This is a genomic window from Paenibacillus dendrobii, from assembly GCF_009807035.1.
Classification (GTDB): domain Bacteria; phylum Bacillota; class Bacilli; order Paenibacillales; family Paenibacillaceae; genus Paenibacillus_AQ; species Paenibacillus_AQ dendrobii.
Map to the genome: position 1 here is coordinate 107,587 of NZ_WUBI01000007.1, position 17,891 is coordinate 125,477.

15 protein-coding genes are annotated in these 17,891 nt (G+C 43.9%); 6 read left to right on the forward strand and 9 right to left on the reverse strand.

The features are described 5' to 3' along the window. Positions 1–68: 68 nt before the first annotated feature. The 3 genes from GRF59_RS27765 to GRF59_RS27775 all read right to left on the reverse strand — a co-directional run bounded on the left by GRF59_RS27765 (position 69) and on the right by GRF59_RS27775 (position 2,537). A complete protein-coding gene (locus GRF59_RS27765; RefSeq protein WP_160500980.1) occupies positions 69–467 on the reverse strand; it encodes a YflT domain-containing protein in 399 nt (132 codons plus the stop codon). Between the two features lie 89 nt (positions 468–556). Further along, the gene (mle, locus tag GRF59_RS27770) at positions 557–1,393 is read right to left on the reverse strand and encodes an alpha/beta fold macrolide esterase (protein ID WP_160500981.1); all 837 of its coding nucleotides are present in this window, start codon (positions 1,391–1,393) and stop codon (positions 557–559) included. Positions 1,394–1,766: 373 nt separating this feature from the next. After that, positions 1,767–2,537, reverse strand: coding sequence for a DeoR/GlpR family DNA-binding transcription regulator (locus tag GRF59_RS27775; protein ID WP_160500982.1), 771 nt, complete (start codon positions 2,535–2,537; stop codon positions 1,767–1,769). A gap of 268 nt (positions 2,538–2,805) precedes the next feature. Between GRF59_RS27775 and GRF59_RS27780 the strand changes: the two genes are divergently transcribed. The 3 genes from GRF59_RS27780 (at position 2,806) to GRF59_RS27790 (ending at position 5,843) form a co-directional block, all read left to right on the forward strand. Next, a complete protein-coding gene (locus GRF59_RS27780; RefSeq protein WP_160500983.1) occupies positions 2,806–3,765 on the forward strand; it encodes a metallophosphoesterase family protein in 960 nt (319 codons plus the stop codon). 21 nt (positions 3,766–3,786) lie between these two features. Then, on the forward strand, positions 3,787–4,644 hold the full coding sequence (locus GRF59_RS27785) for a DMT family transporter (protein WP_160500984.1): 858 nt from the start codon (positions 3,787–3,789) through the stop codon (positions 4,642–4,644). A gap of 296 nt (positions 4,645–4,940) precedes the next feature. Beyond that, positions 4,941–5,843 carry a 3-hydroxyacyl-CoA dehydrogenase gene (locus GRF59_RS27790; protein ID WP_160500985.1) on the forward strand — a complete coding sequence of 301 codons (903 nt, stop codon included), beginning with the start codon at positions 4,941–4,943 and terminating at the stop codon, positions 5,841–5,843. Positions 5,844–5,989: 146 nt separating this feature from the next. Here GRF59_RS27790 and GRF59_RS27795 read toward each other — a convergent pair whose 3' ends face one another. After that, the gene (locus tag GRF59_RS27795; RefSeq protein WP_160500986.1) at positions 5,990–6,352 is read right to left on the reverse strand and encodes a winged helix-turn-helix transcriptional regulator; all 363 of its coding nucleotides are present in this window, start codon (positions 6,350–6,352) and stop codon (positions 5,990–5,992) included. A 146-nt stretch (positions 6,353–6,498) separates the two neighbouring features. Between GRF59_RS27795 and GRF59_RS27800 the strand changes: the two genes are divergently transcribed. Both GRF59_RS27800 and GRF59_RS27805 read left to right on the forward strand, forming a co-directional pair. Next, on the forward strand, positions 6,499–7,440 hold the full coding sequence (locus GRF59_RS27800; protein ID WP_160500987.1) for an NADP-dependent oxidoreductase: 942 nt from the start codon (positions 6,499–6,501) through the stop codon (positions 7,438–7,440). Positions 7,441–7,476: 36 nt separating this feature from the next. Further along, positions 7,477–7,872, forward strand: a complete 396-nt coding sequence (locus GRF59_RS27805; protein ID WP_160500988.1) for a hypothetical protein — start codon at positions 7,477–7,479, stop codon at positions 7,870–7,872. Positions 7,873–7,975: 103 nt separating this feature from the next. On the opposite strand, the gene GRF59_RS27810 is transcribed toward GRF59_RS27805, so the two are convergent. Both GRF59_RS27810 and GRF59_RS27815 read right to left on the reverse strand, forming a co-directional pair. Further along, positions 7,976–8,680, reverse strand: coding sequence for an MBL fold metallo-hydrolase (locus GRF59_RS27810; protein ID WP_237392101.1), 705 nt, complete (start codon positions 8,678–8,680; stop codon positions 7,976–7,978). 418 nt (positions 8,681–9,098) lie between these two features. Then, positions 9,099–9,710: a hypothetical protein gene (locus GRF59_RS27815; RefSeq protein WP_160500989.1), complete on the reverse strand. Its 612-nt coding sequence runs from the start codon at positions 9,708–9,710 to the stop codon at positions 9,099–9,101. 387 nt (positions 9,711–10,097) lie between these two features. On the opposite strand from GRF59_RS27815, the gene GRF59_RS27820 reads away from it, so the two are divergent. Further along, the gene (locus tag GRF59_RS27820) at positions 10,098–11,396 is read left to right on the forward strand and encodes a hypothetical protein (RefSeq protein WP_160500990.1); all 1,299 of its coding nucleotides are present in this window, start codon (positions 10,098–10,100) and stop codon (positions 11,394–11,396) included. A 417-nt stretch (positions 11,397–11,813) separates the two neighbouring features. Here the strand turns inward: GRF59_RS27820 and GRF59_RS27830 are convergent, their stop codons facing one another. From GRF59_RS27830 to glmM, 3 genes are all read right to left on the reverse strand, one after another. After that, complete coding sequence (locus GRF59_RS27830; RefSeq protein ID WP_160500992.1) at positions 11,814–13,574, reverse strand: ABC transporter ATP-binding protein; 1,761 nt, start codon at positions 13,572–13,574, stop codon at positions 11,814–11,816. Positions 13,575–14,016: 442 nt separating this feature from the next. After that, positions 14,017–15,849 (reverse strand): glutamine--fructose-6-phosphate transaminase (isomerizing), encoded by a 1,833-nt coding sequence (gene glmS / locus GRF59_RS27835; protein ID WP_160500993.1) that lies wholly within the window; start codon positions 15,847–15,849, stop codon positions 14,017–14,019. Between the two features lie 680 nt (positions 15,850–16,529). Then, complete coding sequence (glmM, locus tag GRF59_RS27840) at positions 16,530–17,870, reverse strand: phosphoglucosamine mutase (protein WP_160500994.1); 1,341 nt, start codon at positions 17,868–17,870, stop codon at positions 16,530–16,532. Between the last annotated feature and the right edge of the window lie 21 nt (positions 17,871–17,891).

Here is a 17,891-nt window from a genome sequence, read left to right on the forward strand (position 1 = left end):
TATGATTTCCACAAAAAAAAGCTTGCCTCAATGACCTGAGACAAGCTCTTTTTCAATTCTCCGAACTCTTAAACCATATATGGGAAGTACGTAATCGTCGGGTCAAAATCATCGTTGTCGTACTCTTTGCCGCCCCAGGCGATGACAACGATTCGGTCACGGTCCATATCTTCTTCCAGACGTTCCGCATCAGTATCGGAGATCCCCATGGATCTCATCTTCGCGCGAAGTTCATCCCCGCGGGATCGGAAGATGTTGGCGATTGCCGTACCCATGCCTTCTTCGTCCATGCCAATTTGCTCAGTGCCGGTTTGGTCCGCTACGCGGTCCGTTCTATCCTTGTCATGAGCCAGAACATAAATGCGGTCCGTACTGTATCCCTCAGCCACGAATTTATCCACCTGCGCCCGGACTTCCCCTGCCGTACTTACGGTTTGAACCTTTGTCATCATTACATTGGTTTCCATGATTGGTTCCTCCTCTATTTTATCTTTTCTGCAGCGTCTGCTACAACGTTTATAACCGCAAAGCGAGAGGATGAACCTTGGAAATATTTTTATGAAGCCGTATGAGCTTCGATGGCCTGGATGATCGTATCCCAGTCATCAGCGTGAAGTTCATGGCCCGTTCCGTGCAGCGTCAGAAGCTTCGCATCCGGGATGACAGCGGCAAGATGAACCCCGTGCTCATAGGGAATAATCGGATCCTCCGTCCCGTGGACGATAAGCGCGGGCACATCAATTTCATTCGTTCTCACCAGATCGGTTTCACCACCGGATACGAGCGCATGATTCATCATGCTAGCCGGATGGGCGGAGCGTCTGAACTCCTTTTTCGCCAAAAGGGCTATCTTGTCCTTATCAAACGAATGCTTTGAGCCTCTTAGAACCCTCCATTTTGCTGTTGTAAACTCGACAATCGATGCCTCGTTCGTCCAGTCCACTTCCCCCGCATTTTCAAAAAAACGGTCGACCTTCTCTTCCGAGGGCGGAAGTTCCGGGGCAAAATTGGATGTCGCTAGTAGTGTCACGCTTAGAACCCGCTTCGGATGTCTCAAAGCGACCATTTGCGTAAGCATACCGCCCATCGACATCCCCACCACATGAGCTTTCTCAATACCATACTCATCCAAGATATGAATCGCGTCATCCGCCATATCATCAAACGTGTATTCCGGCTGGCCTGCCGCGTATGTCATGGACCGTCCCGTATCGCGGTTATCATAACGAATGACGAATCTTCCTCTCCCCGCTAGCCGCCTGCAAAAATCATCCTCCCACCATATCATGGATGCTGTTGCACCCATAATCAGCAGAATAGCCGGATCCTTCGGATCTCCGAAGCCTTCCGTGCATAGGTCAATTCCATTTACTTTCAATAACCGTTCGTTCATGTTCTATTCCTCCCATAATCCGCAAGATTAGAATACAAAAAAGCACAGGCTTTCTCGCCTGCGCTTTCTATACGTCGTAATCGGAAATGGAAAAGAAAGAGGACATGATCCTCCAATGGTGACATTCCGTCAAAACAACTCACAAATTATCCATCAATTAGAGATGACTAAAGTGAGTTTTCGGCTGCCATATGTTGACCCTTTCCGATTACTGCGCAAAAAAGCACAGACTTCAAGCATGAAATCATTCGCTTAAAGAGAAACCGGAAAAAAAATCAACATACGTAACCCTCCGTTCATAATGAATTGCCTTTATCCTAACATAACAATTTTCCTATTTCAAACATTTTCCATCCGTTCTCATCATCAGCTGTTAACTGCCGATCAAGACCTCCACATCCAGTCTGTTCAGCGCATCAATCCATTGCTGGGAACAACCGGGGTCCGTTACGATCATGGATATATGTTCGATTGGGGCGATTTGCGCAAACGTAGTGACCCCGAATTTGGAATGATCCGCAACCAAAATGGATTCTTCGGTACGCTGCATCATTCTACGCGACAGCAAAGCTTCTTCCAGGTTGTACTCTGTAATGCCATCCGCAAGGGAAATTCCCCCTGCCGAAATGAACGCCTTATTCACTTTAAACTGATCCAGCAGCTGATGAGCAATCGCCCCTGTCGCCGCTTGGTAGCTCATATTTACCTCGCCGCCCGCAAAGATCACTTTTCCCTGAAATCCTTCCATCGCGCTTGCCAAAATAGGTACGGAGCTAGTGATCACTGTGACATCCGCCCGATCCTTCAACTCCCGCATAATTTGAAGCGTTGTCGTTCCATTGTCCAGCAGAATGGTTTCCCCTTCTCCGATCAGCGCGGCGGCCGCTTTACCGATCGCCTGCTTTTCGCTCTGGTGCATTTGGGATCTCTTGATAAAAGTCGGCTCAATCCGCTCCGAACGGGTTTGTACCGCTCCTCCGTATACCTTTCGCAGCCTGCCTTCCTTTTCCAACCGGTCCAAGTCACGACGAATCGTCTCCGTGGAGACATGAAACAGTCCAGCCAAGGCGTGCACCTGCACCTTCCCTTCCGTGCTTAACTGGGCGAGAATGGTTTGCCGGCGCTCCTCATAGGTTAGGGACATATGAATATTCCTCCTTACTTGACCATTCCTATTGCATGTTGTGTTTTGTTGTTGTTTTCCCTCAGTGTATAAGCTCATCATGAATCTTGTCAAACTTCGAATATCTTCAATATGAAATGCTATAGATCTCGTTTTAACGTAGATTTAACAATATTTCAAAAAAGAATTGACAACATGTAATACAAGGCATACAATCAACACGAAAACAACATGAATTAACATAAAACAACATAATTGCAACGATTAATTTTACAAGGGGGAAACAAAATTGAGCAGAAAATTAACTTTCCGCGAGGACGGAACTTTTACTATAGTACAATTTACCGATCTTCATTGGAAAAATGGCGAACCCGAAGATGATCGTACCCGCGCGCTGATGGAACGAACGCTGGATGCAGAGAAACCGGATATGGTCGTCTTTACAGGGGATGTCATCTATACCGGGGAAGTATCACCCGGTTATAGCGAATGCGAGAATCCGGTTCAAGCTTTCAAGGACGCCGTTGCAACAGTAGAAAACCGCGGGATTCCTTGGGCTGTCGTCTTCGGCAACCATGACACGGAAAACCGTATCACGCGGGAAGAACTCATGCAGGTTGCTTTATCGCTCCCGCATACCGTGGCGGAGTCCGGTCCAAAGGAGATTACCGGCGAAGGTAACTTCACGGTCGAGCTGGTGGATGCAGAAGGAAATCCTGCCGCCAATCTGTACTTCTTGGACTCTGGCAATCTCTCGCCTCTAGAGCATGTACCCTACTACAACTGGGTAAGACGCAATCAGATCGACTGGCTGGTGAGCGAATCTGCACGTCTGAATCCGGCGAAGCAGGCCGGCAAGCTGCCTGCACTTACCTTCTTCCATATTCCAGTCCCTGAGTATCAGGAAGTATGGGATACGCAAACCTGCTACGGAAACAAGTATGAGCCTGTATGCTGTGCTCCCGTAAATTCGGGACTGTTCACGGCACTGCTCGAAATGGGCGATGTCGTCGGCACGTTTTGCGGGCATGATCACGTTAACGATTATTATGGCGAACTGCACGGTATCCGTCTTTGCTATGGCCGGGCAACCGGTTATAACACCTATGGCAGAGAAGGCTTCATGCGCGGAGCTCGCATCATTCGCCTGAAGGCCGGAGAAGCCGATTTTACGACCTGGCTTCGTCTTGAAGACGGCTCAGTGGTTACCGAGCAGCCTGTTCACCATCCCGGCGACGACGAAAATTAACTTCTAAGGAGCCTTGCATTCATGCTTTTACCTATACTACTCGTACTCGCTTCCGGTATGGCACATGCCGTCTGGAGCATGTTTACCAAACGGAGTTTGAACAAAGGCGTTTTTCTGTGGTCGATCATGATGATTCCAGCCGTGATCCTGCTTCCCGTCTTGATTATGGAGCTGTGGAAGCATCCTCTATCCTGGAGTGCGTACGGATTGCTGCTGTTGTCCGTTGCTCTACAGGCTTTGTACTCTTGGTTATTATCCAAAACTTATGAACTCGGCGATCTATCGCAAATCTATCCGATCATGCGGGGAACCAGCACGCTGCTGGTCCCGATCATCGGGGTTCTTTTCCTGAAAGAGTCGCTGTCCCTTTTCGGATGGGCCGGCATTATCCTTATGCTCGGCGGCTTCTTCCTTCTCAGCGGAATAGGCCCGCGCCGCAAGAATGCAAATACGCAGCCGCAAAGTTTGAAACCTTTTGCTTTAGCGCTATGCGTGGGGTTATGTACGACCGGCTATGTATTCGTGGATAAACTGAATTTGGAGCACGTCTCTCCCGTTGCACTGCTCGAAGTGACCAACATCGGTTTCGTCTTGGGCCTGACTCCTCTGGTCCTGGCTTCCGGCAGCCTGCGGCAGGAGTGGCGCAAGAACCGGTCCACCATTTTTTTGGGAGCGATTCTCAACCCAGGTTCTTATCTGCTCTTCCTCTTCGCGATGCAGCAAGCGCCAATGGCTCACATCAGTCCTTTGCGTGAAATCGGTACTGTATTTGCGACGTTCCTGGGAGTGCTTCTCCTGAAGGAGCAGCAGGGATTGAAGCGGATCACGACCTCCATTGTGGTGTTCTGCGGGATCTTATTGATTGGGATGTTGGGTTAATTGAAAACAATAAAAGAGCCGCCTCAAAGGTCAATGAACCTTAAGGCGGCTCTTTTGCATTCCTGCTTTATCCGTAAGGAAGATTTGCTGGCAGAACATTTGGACCGTACCTATTGTTCGCTATATTCCAGCTGATGAAATAGAGACGGAAATGAATCAATATATATCGTGAATCGTGATTCGAAAGTTTTTCGTCAGGTCCGATCCCGCTACTGTTAACACCTCGAATAATACGGATTGGAATGTGGGGATAATGTTTACATACTGTTAGAGTCAGCTCTAAAGGAGAGATAACGATGGATTTTAAACAGGTTACCGTTGCGGGAAGCGGCGTATTAGGCAGTCAAATTGCTTTTCAAACTGCTTTTCATGAATACCAGGTTAGCGTCTACGACATCAATGATCAAGCACTTGAAAAAGCAAAGGAACGCCTTGCCGGTCTTCAAAAGGTATATGCGGATTACTTCAAAGATGAAGCGAAAGCCAAGGCTGCATTCCAGCGCCTAACGTTCAGCTCGAATTTGGGTGAAGCGGTTAAGGATGCGGATTTAATCATTGAGGCTATTCCGGAGGTCGTGGACATCAAGACGAGCTTTTATAAGCAACTGGCTCTGCTGGCTCCCGAAAAAACAATTTTCGTCACCAACTCCTCCACCATGGTTCCAAGCCAGTTTGCGGAGTTCACGGGAAGACCGGAGAAATTCCTTGCGCTGCATTTTGCCAATGAGGTATGGAAGAACAACACGGCCGAAATCATGGGACATCCGGGTACGGACCGGAACATCGAACAGGAAATCATCGATTTTGCAGCCTCCATCGGCATGGTTCCCCTGCACATCAAAAAAGAACAGCCTGGCTATATCCTGAACTCCCTGCTGGTTCCATTTCTGGACGCGGCCGAGATGTTATGGATCAATGACATTGCAGATCCCGAAACCATCGATAAAACATGGATGATTGCAACCGGCGCACCAATGGGTCCTTTCGCTATTCTGGATGTCGTCGGCATACAAACGGCCTACAATATTGCCCTTGGCAAAGCCCAGGCAGATGCCTCACCGGATAATAAATTCCGGAAAATGGCCGATATCCTGAAAGCCGAGTTCCTCGACAAAGGCAAGACGGGCCAAGGCTCCGGCGAAGGTTTTTACAAATATCCGAACCCTGCGTATGCAGATGCGAATTTCTTAAAGGCTTAAAGATACAAAAGGAGGCATCTCATGGAGGTGTCTCCTTTTTGCTAATGCCCGCTCCATCGCAGCATCGATTCTCTCATTATAGTAATTAGATGCATTTATTCTAATACATGAGCTGGGTTTGGATTTTGGATTTTCATCAGTAAATCTTATTTATTGTTTTTCTTTTGCTCTAGTTTTTCTCTATGTTTTGCTCCCCAATTCCCCATACTTGTGAGGATCGGGAGGAATTCTTGTCCTTCTTTTGTTAATGAATATTCAACCTTGGGTGGGACTTCTTTATAGACCTCTCTATGAACTAACCCGTCATCTTCCATTTCCCTCAGTTGCCGGGTAAGAATTCCTTTGGATACACCAGGTAAAAGCTTTTGAAGTTCGTTGAAACGTCTGGTTTCCTGGCTCAAATGCCACATAATGACTAATTTCCATCTTCCGGCAATTAATCGCTGTGTATACGAGACGGAGCATTTATTTTCAGGTAAATTCGAATTTATTTTTTTATTTAGACTCATGAAAAATGCCTCCCTTATACAATAGTCCTTTTTTTGTGACTATGTTATAAAAATGTTACTACTTTTATTAATGATTCCTTTCCTATAGTATATGACTAGGCCTTAATATATACCAGCTGGTAAATGAAATAGGGAGTTGAGCTACGATGTCTTCATCGGTAATGAATGCCATTAGAGTACATCAATATGGAAATACGGATGTTCTGAAACATGAACGTATCGAGCTCCCAGAACCAAAAGACAATGAGATTCTAATCAAAGTCCGATACGCAACCGTAACTCCTTTTGACTGGAAAATGCGTAAAGGGCTCTTACATCGTGTGTTTCCCAAATCCTTCCCTTATATTCCTGGAGGATCCTTTTCAGGCGTCGTTGAAAAAGTGGGAGCACAGGTCACGAATTTTGAAGTTGGTCAAGCTGTATTCGGTTCTTCTATGTATGGTGGTTATGCGGAATATACGCTCTCCACTGAAGAACATCTATTGCCTATGCCAAACGGATTGACTTATGAAAGTGCGGCTACGATAACAGCAGGTGCTGCTCCTGCATGGAAAGCATTATTTAGTGAAGGGAACTTACAACCGAATCAAAAAGTACTGATTCATGCTGCTGCTGGAGGCGTAGGACAATTCGCTGTGCAGCTCGCCAAATGGCGCGGGGCAAAGGTTGTGGGTACAGCTTCAACCCATAACGTCGAATTCGTGAAGTCTTTAGGTGCAGATGAGGTCATTGATTATAACAAAACAGCATTCGAAGATGTTGTAGATGAATTCGATTTAGTTGTTGACGCTGTGGGTGGAAATACGCTGGAGCAATCCTGGAAAATCGTGAAAAAAAGCGGGACATTAGTTAGCCTCACACAGCCTCTTTCTGCAGAGAGAGCCAAGGAAATCGGCATCCAAGTCCATTTCAATACCCGACAAGCAACAATGGACAATCTAAAAACCATTGCCCACTTACTTGCTGACGGTCAAATCACATCGGAAATTGAACATGTATATCCATGGTATGAAGTGAAAGAAGCGCATGAAAAAAGTGAAACAGGACACGCTAGAGGAAGAATACTATTGGAAATCAATTCGAATTAAGATATAGAAAACTAAAAACGTTGGGAGAAGATTCATATGAACGCAAAAGAATTAAGAACTGCAATTGCTGATACCTGTGATCAATATGATAGCCAATATGCTAAGCTGGTAAAACCTATTAACCAATTATTAATGAACGTAGATGCTTCGATTAGCGAAGAAACAGCAAATAAAATCCTCGAAAATTTAAAGTTATATCACTCCGGAGATAAATATATTACGGAATGTCACTATGACGAAAGTGAAAACTTCCTAAAGGATGGAATTGAGCTTATTCAAAAAGGCGATTTGGCAAATGGAGCATTACAGATTTACGGTGCCGGGCTGAACTTTGCAAGTTATGCTTCGAAAATTCATGGCCAAAAAAATGTAAATCCGTACAAAGATTTCGAAGAAAATTTTGGTCTGATCATGAAATCGCTGAGAAAGTAACATTGAGATCAACGAAAAGCCGTCCAGTTATGGACGGCTTTTCGTTTTAACATTAATATTCTAGGAAATACCGACTGTACGATCCACTCCTCTCTACCTCCTTTCATTTAAAATCAAATAGATGCATCTGGTTTTTTCGCATTCTGAAATTCACAAACAGGCTTAGCTCATCTATAAGAAAATAGATATTATTCTCTAATAAGTAACTTAGCGGATATCCGGGATCCTTACCGAATGAATGCCCGGGGAAAATACGAACAGAAGGATTTACATACCTTTTTACTTTCTGGATGCTATGAAACATCTGCTCCGGGGAACCGCCTGGCATATCGCATACTCCGCAGCCCTCGATAAAAATCGTATCACCTGTAAACATACATCCTTTGAGTAGAAAAGAAAGACTTCCTGCAGTATGTCCTGGAGTGAGCAAACAAGTAATCCGTGTATCGCCTAATGGAATCGTATCCCCATCTTCTACCGGGATTAAATTTCCCGCTGAAAACCCATAGCTCTCGATCTCCGTCTTCGACATATAAACCTGTACATTGTACCGATTCACCATTTCCTCCACCAAATTAACATGGTCATGATGAGCGTGTGTTAACAAGACCGTGTCCGGCTGAGTGCCGATTTCATGGAAAACCCTATTGATCAAATCCAGATTCCACGCAGGATCAATAATGGCCGACCTACCGCTTTGAAGATCTACGAGAATGTAATTGTAATTGATGATATGGGCATTTCTAACTTTGAACTGATAGACGGCATACGTTTGATCAAGCTCACTATATTCTGTGGCAAGCATCATTTAGCTGACTCCTTTCAATACTGACCGGCCCACAACAAAGGATGGAGAAGGCCGGGCGATTGACCTCTCCATCCCTCTTGTTCTTCTTCGCAGTGTCTATTTTGTTGATAGCCGATGCACCGAACCCTGCGACAGAAGCCCGCACTTCCTAAAAAAGCGACGGGTAAAAATTAAGTGTACGCATAACAAGCAGCAGCAAGCACAACAAGCCAAGCGCTGCATTAAACAGCACATCGGAGAACAATAGATAACAGAATCATTAATTTTCATTCTACTAAGTAGATTTTTTTTCTTTTGCAAGTTTTCCTTTTTCGATTCGGCTTAGCGGTTCTAGAACTTTTCTTACTCAACAACCAACTACCCATTTTATCAAATTTAGTGTCCTGTAAATGTTAGTCGACCAGTTATACAACGTTCTTTATGTATTCTCAGTATTAAAGCCACTAAAATAATGTTTTTTAATATTGCTTTGAAGGTCTTTATAAACTTCTCGATAAAAATCCCTATCATTATAAAATGCGTAGTCATGGTTTTCATATTTATTCTTAAGCCAACTTGAAATCGTCTGCAGATCCTTCATCACGAGCGAAATCTGGTTAAAATCCTCGTAAGGACCGTCTTGTTTGGTACTAAGATAGGTTCGATAAGATTTTAGTTCAGCTAAATAGCCATTTTCAATTAAATACCGTGTATTTAGTGTGGATGTACTTTTGTTTGGTAGTTTAGTACCCGTTATAAAGTTTGACGAAGCTAGATAATAAAGATCTGATGTTAAAATTCCTTCAATGACCTCACTTACATGGTCTGGCGTTTTGATGTATTCCATTATTTCTGTATTTCCCATTAAAGCAAAGACATTTGAAAATGTTAATTCGTGATTTTTCATATAATTTTCAGATAAATTGTTATAGTTGTTTCTTTCTGAATTTAATGTTTTGTATTGATACACATTAAATGAGATTGAAATGATGATAAGAATGCATAATGCACCTAAGAGTGCTGCTCCGTACATTTTTGAGTTTTTTCTCATATTTATTTTCCCCTTTTTCAATGTAATTGGCCAATGCAGAAAGACGTTACAATCACCTGGAATTTGTAAATGTCTTCATGTTCCCGTGCGGAAGACGAACAAACTGCTCTTAAGGATTTCTAAGATAATTAGAAACTATCTATCCAAAAGTCGTTAAACACTTACGGGAGAATCTCTATATTTTCACGTTCTAAAGCCCCCAAAGGAAATCTGGAGAAACATCCATTCTACGAAATGAATTGAATCGTTCAACAAACAGATTAAGAAATACACCAGGCAGAGAACAATTCCAACTTCCGATTTTACTTCAAATGTTATTATTGACAGTATATTACTTAAAAGATAGTATTTAACTGCATACTATTATATTAATTGGAGGTATTTGTTATGTCAAAAAAAAAGGTGAGGAATCTCGTACTTGGTTTGATTTGTGCACTTCTTGTCACGTGCGGTATACCTTACAACACAAATGCGGCTAACGCGCAAACAGCTTCTAATGTGCCAACAGAAGTTTCAGGGAAAGTAAATCTGAATTTAAGCTCCGATGGTTCAAGAATGCTTGACAATTTACAAGATGCGACTCTGAATCTTGATAATGTCACGTTACATAACAACGAGTTAAATCTAGCAGGAACTGTATCTTACAATGATGCAACATATTCAATAGACATTTCTTCAAAGTTATACAAATCGGAATCCTCAACCAATACAATTGTAGGAGATAGTGCTGATCAAACTTCAGACTTTGATGTGCCGAATCTATCAATAATCAAGAATATTCCTGACAATAAACTCCTGTTTAGTCAGTCCTTAAGTAATTCAGACGTGATTCAACTTTATTTAATGAAGAAGGGTACACGAGAATTATCCATGTTTGAAATTTCAACTACTACATTACCAGTTCTCAGCGATTTGGATGAAAATGCATTAGAAATTGTTAAAGACATTACTAAAGAACATTGGTGGGTAAACCTTTTTACTCCTGTAGTGACAGAAGATACAACGAACAGCAGTGCAGCTGCAAATGGAATATCATTGTTAGCAAATCCTGCAACAGATAGTGACACTAAAACGTTTACATACTCTGACGGACCTGGTAACGTTTATAGATATGAGATCACACTAAACGCATTTTCGAATGTATATAGTTATAACGGAGTTAGTCCTCAAACCGATGGATTCGGCATGAAGATTGTTAGTCATAAATATTACTACAACAATGTTCTTCAACCAAATGTTAACCCATTCTATGTATTTAATGTCACAGGAACCGAAGTCCTTAGTTCTCCTTCAAGTTCTGCGAATAAAGATGAAATTACTATTGCAAATTGGGGAAATATAACGACTAGCCAGACTGGTGGATTAACGATTTCTAAACCGACACTTACCTTTGGTACATTATTAAATCTTGCCGTGAATTGGACTCCAACTTCAACAGTGGTTAATAGAGTTGGCCCACAAGTATACCAATTTGGCAGTAAAGTTTGTGGTGTAAAGATACCATTTGTCGATGCATTACATGCACCTAATGATCAATATTCTCTTACTATGACGAAGAATTCTGTATCACCATCGACTCAGGAAAAAGTAAGTGGAGCTGTATTTACTTATAGTATAGGCTTCTCTGTCAGTACTATGGGTGTACTGGGTTCAGGTCAATTAACGGTTGCAAACAGTTACTATTAATGTTAGACATTACTCATCCGTTTTGCCTTTAAACCACATTTTACAAACACTGGCTTAAGTATATAATCCTCTAGTAATACCAAAGTGAATACCCCTGTATCATATGATATTGGGGTATTTTCTTTGGTATTTTTGATTAAAAATCCTATCGTGTTCGTTTTGTAGAGAAGGTGATCATGGCTGCGCGATCGACTGATGAATTGCTTTTCCAGCATAGGACCCAAGGCGATGAAGAGAATATCACATTCATGCCAGGATCCAAACTCGGACGATTTCGGCAACCTGCCGAACGAGCTCATTGAAGTGGTGTTCGATGACGTCTCCCGCTTCTTCCGTAACCATGGCATGTATTCTTCTTTCTTAACAAAGTCGTAAGCGTCGATACTGCAATGAAAAGCATTATTTTTTATATGATAGCTACGCTTCCATAATAATATTTTCAGTACCTTCATTTTCTAATTGCGTATAGTACAGAGAATGATATCGACCACCAGCCAGAAGTAACTCGTTATGCGTACCTTGTTCAACAAGATTCCCATTTTCCATGACTAAAATTAAATCTGCATTTTGAACCGTAGTCAGACGATGTGCAATAACTAGCGTTGTTTTTCCTACCATTAGTTTTGCTAAAGCATCCTGTACGATCTTCTCGGATTCGTTATCTAAAGCTGCCGTCGCCTCATCTAATAGCAATATGGGTGCATCTCGTAAAATTGCTCTTGCAATGGCAATCCTTTGTTTTTGTCCACCTGACAACCGACTGCCTCGCTCCCCAATTGCTGTATCAAAGCCTTCACTTAATTTCATAATAAAATCATAAGCATTTGCTTTCTTTGCTGCTGCAATAACACTTGCCTCATCTGCCTCCAAGTTACCATCCAAAATATTATCTCTAATCGTTCCTGTGAAAAGAATTGTCTCTTGAGGAACAAGCGAGAAATAATCCCGATATTCCCTTAGGGCCATTGACTCTCCACTTCTATTATCAATTTCAATCCTTCCGCTTGTCGGAGAATACAGCCCAAGCAATAATTTAAATAATGTAGATTTCCCTCCCCCACTACCGCCTACTATGGCTATCGTCTGACCTGCCTTTACATGGAAGTGAACGTTTCTAAGAACCAAGTCTTCCTTAGAATTTGAATAAGAGAATCCAACATTAGATATCGTTAAAGACCTAAAAGATTTTGCACGCCCTTGTTCTGGAAGTGTTTCGTATTCCTTAGGTGCATCAATGATCTGAAAGATCCGCTCGGCACCCGCTAATGCTTGCTGCATATTTGACCAAAGCGCAGGTAGTATTGAAAACGGCTGAACAAGATAGTTCATGAGTTGAATGAATGCGAGCATAGCCCCTACTTCCAGATTCCCTTTGGCAACAAAGTAGCCCGCAACTAGAATGGCAATAATAAAGCTGAGATTCGCAATACTTCCTGATATCGCATTTGCACTCCCTTGAACTTTCCCCTGACTCCGCTCGATTTCAGATATCGTTGTACTGTACTGCTGATATTGCTTCGAGATTTTCTTCTCTAGACCAAAAATTTTATATAAAACACTGGCGCTCAATACATCTTGCAAGAATGAGGTCGCCGAACCCATCGCTTCTTGCAGAATAATGCTCTTCTTACGCATCGCTTCACCGAATAGTTTCCCTACCAATATCATCAGCGGTCCTATTGAAATTGAAATCAAGGCGAGTGGCCAGTTAATGTTTAATAAATAAATAAACGCACAAAGTGCTAGTAACGGATTTTTAAGAAGACCCATGATAATATTACCACTTGCTTCGCCCACAGCTTGATTATCACTTGTGAAACGAGCTAGCAATTCACCTGAATGATTCTTATCGTAATACGATTGAGGTAATCTTAAGACATGGTCTAATGTATCCAGCCGAATGTCGTTTCTTACCTTTAGAGATGCTTTTTGTTTAAAATATGTATCTACATATGAGTTCAAAGCTATAAAAAACAAAATTCCAACAGCAATCAAAATCAAATTGGACCAAGCCTCAACTTCTCCTTTTACAGCAGCGTTTGTTATAAGAGACAAAAACCACGCGACAGAGAGTTCTAGAAAGGTGCCCGCTACCATTGTGATGATCAAACATACATATAGTAACTTATATCTTCTCATATACTTTAACAACCGAATAAAAGAACTTTGTCTATTCATCTCACACCTCATCTACATTTCCACTATTTCTCATCTCCAACAAAAAATAAAGCGCTACCATAAAGCGCAATCCTTTATTACAATCCTCCTCTTCAAAAACTCTGACTATATATAAGCAGTATAGTTAACTCACTTATTATTAGTAAATATGTAATTTTTGAGTATTAAACTCAGATATGTCCTGTTCCTCTAATATAGCGCCAAATTGAATTCACTCTTCAGCCAATTATAATTATTGAGCTGAAGCGCTAATTTGGCCGAAATCAATTGCCACTCCTTCAAATAGAAAAAAGCCCCGATGTATATCATCGGGACTTTTTATACAGTATCATCGTTGAGAACAAAACTCTATTGTAATTGAGATTATCAGAACAACACTTTATTGTTCAGAACAATAAAGTGTTGTGATGAATCAGGATATTTATTAAATGCTAATCTCCGATTACTCTACCGTCACACTCTTCGCCAAATTCCGCGGCTTATCCACGTCGTTTCCTCTGGCGAGGGAAGCGTAGTAAGAGAGTAGCTGCAACGGTACCACAGACAATGCCGGTGTAAGGAGTGGCATTGTTTTGGGAATGGCGAACACTTGATTTACGGATTTGAGCAGGCCAGCAACATGCTCTTCATGCGTAATCGCCATGATGTCAGCGCCACGGGCGCTAACTTCTTTGATGTTGCTTACGGTCTTCTCAAGCACTGCTTCTTGAGTTGCCAGGGCAATTACCGGAATGCCTTCTTCGATCAAGGCTAGTGTACCGTGCTTCAGTTCACCGGCTGCATATGCCTCGGAATGGATATAGGAAATCTCCTTCAGCTTGAGCGAGCCTTCCTGTGCCACAGCATAATCGATTCCCCGTCCAATAAAGAATAAGTGCTCATGCTTGGAAATCTGTTCTGCATAGGCTTTAATCGCTTCCGGCTTCGCTAGCATGCTGTCGAGCTGCTCAGGCAGCGCCTGCATGGCAGCAATAATCTGTGCGATCTCTTCCGGTGCCTGCGTGCCGCGTACCTCCGCAAGGTACAGGGAGAGCAGGTAGAAGGCAATCAACTGGGAAGTGTATGCTTTGGTCGAAGCGACCGCGATTTCCGGTCCGGCCAGCGTTACGATGACATCATCCGCATCCCGGGCAATAGAGCTTCCCACCACGTTGGTGATAGCCAACACATGGGCACCATGGGACTGCGCTTCGCGAAGGGCTGCCAGGGTATCCGCCGTTTCACCCGATTGGCTGACGACGATCACGAGTGTATCAGGCGTAACGATTGGCGAACGGTAGCGGTACTCGGAAGCAACATCCGTCTCTACCGGAATCCGTACCAACGATTCAATCGCATTTCGTCCAACAAGACCTGCATGATAAGCCGTACCGCATGCTATGATCTGGATTTTATTAATGCCTTTGATTTGTTCCGGAGTCAATTTGAGCTCAGGCAGAACAACCTTTTTACCGGATTCGTCAATCCGTCCGCGCATCGTGTCACGATATGCTTTTGGCTGTTCATGAATCTCTTTAAGCATAAAATGCTCAAAGCCGCCTTTTTCCGCCGTGACCGCATCCCAGTCGACATGAATCATTTCCCGAGAAATAAAATTCCCTTCAATGGTCATCAATTCGACAGAGTCTTTCGTTAGTACGGCCATCTCACCGTCATTCAGAATATACACATTACGCGTATATTGCAGAATCGCTGGAATATCCGAACCGATAAAGTTCTCACCTTCCCCGATCCCGATGATCAGCGGACTTGCTTGTCGAACAGCAACGAGTTTATCCGGTTCATATTCCGTCAGTACGCCAAGCGCGAATGCTCCACGCATATGCGTAATAGCTTTTTGCACCGCTTTGACGATATCGCCTTGGTATTCCCGGGCAATCAGGTGCGAGATCACTTCGGTATCTGTTTCCGATACGAAAAGATGTCCCTCGGCAATCAGCTCATCCTTCAGCTCTAAATAATTTTCGACAATGCCGTTATGCACAACCGAAAACTTATGGCTGTTGTCCGTATGCGGATGCGAGTTGACGTCCGATGGTTTACCGTGGGTTGCCCAGCGTGTATGTCCGATCCCTGCGCTTCCCACCAGCGGAGCTTCCTCCAGCTTCGACTCCAGATTGGCGATCCGGCCCTTCGCCTTGGCAATTTGCAATCCCTCATTGGTGAACACAGCGATCCCTGCGGAATCGTACCCACGATACTCCAGCTTTTTGAGCCCTTCGAGCAATACTTCCTGCGTATCTTTTTGACCAATATATCCAACAATACCACACATAATTAAAATTCCTCCGTTCACTTCTCCAAAATGGGTTTAGAGAGCGTGCAGGAACAGCCGTGCGGCATAGCCAGAGAGTACGGAAAAACAAACATTGTATGAAGTTTACAAGGTACGTTTCACGAATGTACTGATCTGGCTGCTGCGCACTTATTGCTATCATGCCCGCACACTCATGAATTATGATTTTCGTTTCACCCACCGGAAGCGTTGTGTGAACGGTCGCCCATCCATTTTCCGTTTTCGGTTTTCGGTTCTGGTGAATCACCGGAAGGTCCCCGCCGAATGTTTCGAACACCTTCACCTCGTCAACTTGGTGCTGCCGTGAATCCGTTGCATCACATGAGCTCAATAGATCAAGTGATGCATACGAATTCTTTCCTCGCGCTAAGCCCAAGTTCTGGCGCTTTTAATAATGTACCTCACGATCCCCGCTTTCTATTTTTGAATGACATTAATTTCAGAACTTTTCAACGGCTGTCTGTCTTTTCAGAAAACTTTCGACAAACGTAGTTTTTATTATATTCAAGTCGGGCCACTTTGGCAATCCGGCATATAACCCCTGCCAAGCGCTCTTTCCCCATATTCACCCTACAGGAAAGCCGATGAAACCTGAACATTAGTTTCACCGGCCTATGATGAAAGTTCCTTCATTTTGCTGCAAAAATAAACCTCAGGTCTTATACTAACTCCCGCTTCACGACCTCAACAATCTGGTTCACATATTGATCCAATTGGTCCTTATCCGGGCCTTCTGCCATAACGCGAATCAGAGATTCCGTACCCGACGGACGCACCAGCACGCGGCCATTATCGCCAAGAATGCCTTCCACTTCCGCAATGGCGCCTTCAATCGCTTGGTTTCCTTCATACTTGCTCTTATCCTCAACGCGCACATTGACGAGTACCTGAGGATACTGACGCATCATCGTTCTGAGCTCACTGAGCTTTTTACCGGAGCCCGAAATAGTATCTGCCAGCTGAATGGCTGTGAGAATGCCATCACCAGTCGTATTGTAGTCGAGGAAAATCACGTGGCCGGACTGCTCACCGCCCAGGTTATAACCGCCTTTACGCATCTCTTCCATGACATAACGATCACCCACGGCTGTTTTAGCTGTCTTCAGACCAAGCTTCTCCGTAGCCTTGTAAAAGCCGATGTTGCTCATTACCGTCGATACGATTGTTCCTTTGTTCAGCTTGCCCTGCTTGTTCATGGCATCTCCGCAGATGCAAAGAATAAAGTCGCCATCTACTTCTTCGCCATTGTTATCAATCGCGATCAAGCGGTCCGCATCCCCGTCAAAAGCCAAACCCAGGTCCGCTTTCGCCTTGATGACCTCTTCCTTCAGCTTCTCCGGATGCGTGGAACCGCAGTGATCGTTTATATTCAGTCCATTAGGCTCTGCGCCAATCTTCACGACTTCTGCGCCCAGCTCTTCAAATAGTTTAGGAGCCAACTCATAGGCAGCGCCGTTCGCGCAGTCCAGCACGATTTTCAGCCCGTCAAAGCTATGACTGATCGTCGATTTTAAATACTCCAAGTATTTATATTTCGATTCATTGTCAACGATTACGTTGCCAAGGTCCTTACCAACCGGACGAGGCAATTGGTCGATTTCGGCATCCATTAATGCTTCAATCTTCAGTTCTGTCTCATCAGACAGCTTGAAACCGTCTCCTCCAAAAAATTTGATGCCGTTATCTTCTACAGGATTATGGGATGCAGAGATCATAACCCCGGCATCTGCCTTCAGCAATCTCGTGATATATGCTACTGCAGGCGTAGATACCACACCCAGCCGTGCCACATGGGCACCAATAGACAACAAGCCTGCCACCAGTGCGGATTCCAGCATTACGCCGGATACGCGCGTGTCCATCCCAATGACAATGGTTGGCTTTTCTACGTCCCCAGTCAGTACATATCCGCCGCAGCGGCCGATGCTATATGCCAGTTCAGCTGTCAATTCCTTGTTTGCAACACCGCGTACGCCGTCAGTTCCAAAATATTTCCCCATGATTGTTCTCCTTTTTATATG

What these genes read in the sequence shown, in the direction of transcription:
- GRF59_RS27795 (WP_160500986.1), bottom strand. Translation starts at nt 6,352, where the DNA reads ATGAGTCTAAATAAAAAAATAAATTCGAATTTACCTGAAAATAAATGC.
- GRF59_RS27820 (WP_160500990.1), top strand. Translation starts at nt 10,098, where the DNA reads ATGTCAAAAAAAAAGGTGAGGAATCTCGTACTTGGTTTGATTTGTGCA.
- GRF59_RS27815 (WP_160500989.1), bottom strand. Translation starts at nt 9,710, where the DNA reads ATGAGAAAAAACTCAAAAATGTACGGAGCAGCACTCTTAGGTGCATTA.
- GRF59_RS27785 (WP_160500984.1), top strand. Translation starts at nt 3,787, where the DNA reads ATGCTTTTACCTATACTACTCGTACTCGCTTCCGGTATGGCACATGCC.
- GRF59_RS27765 (WP_160500980.1), bottom strand. Translation starts at nt 467, where the DNA reads ATGGAAACCAATGTAATGATGACAAAGGTTCAAACCGTAAGTACGGCA.
- glmM (WP_160500994.1), bottom strand. Translation starts at nt 17,870, where the DNA reads ATGGGGAAATATTTTGGAACTGACGGCGTACGCGGTGTTGCAAACAAG.
- mle (WP_160500981.1), bottom strand. Translation starts at nt 1,393, where the DNA reads ATGAACGAACGGTTATTGAAAGTAAATGGAATTGACCTATGCACGGAA.
- GRF59_RS27810 (WP_237392101.1), bottom strand. Translation starts at nt 8,680, where the DNA reads ATGATGCTTGCCACAGAATATAGTGAGCTTGATCAAACGTATGCCGTC.
- GRF59_RS27805 (WP_160500988.1), top strand. Translation starts at nt 7,477, where the DNA reads ATGAACGCAAAAGAATTAAGAACTGCAATTGCTGATACCTGTGATCAA.
- GRF59_RS27790 (WP_160500985.1), top strand. Translation starts at nt 4,941, where the DNA reads ATGGATTTTAAACAGGTTACCGTTGCGGGAAGCGGCGTATTAGGCAGT.
- glmS (WP_160500993.1), bottom strand. Translation starts at nt 15,849, where the DNA reads ATGTGTGGTATTGTTGGATATATTGGTCAAAAAGATACGCAGGAAGTA.
- GRF59_RS27775 (WP_160500982.1), bottom strand. Translation starts at nt 2,537, where the DNA reads ATGTCCCTAACCTATGAGGAGCGCCGGCAAACCATTCTCGCCCAGTTA.
- GRF59_RS27830 (WP_160500992.1), bottom strand. Translation starts at nt 13,574, where the DNA reads ATGAATAGACAAAGTTCTTTTATTCGGTTGTTAAAGTATATGAGAAGA.
- GRF59_RS27800 (WP_160500987.1), top strand. Translation starts at nt 6,499, where the DNA reads ATGTCTTCATCGGTAATGAATGCCATTAGAGTACATCAATATGGAAAT.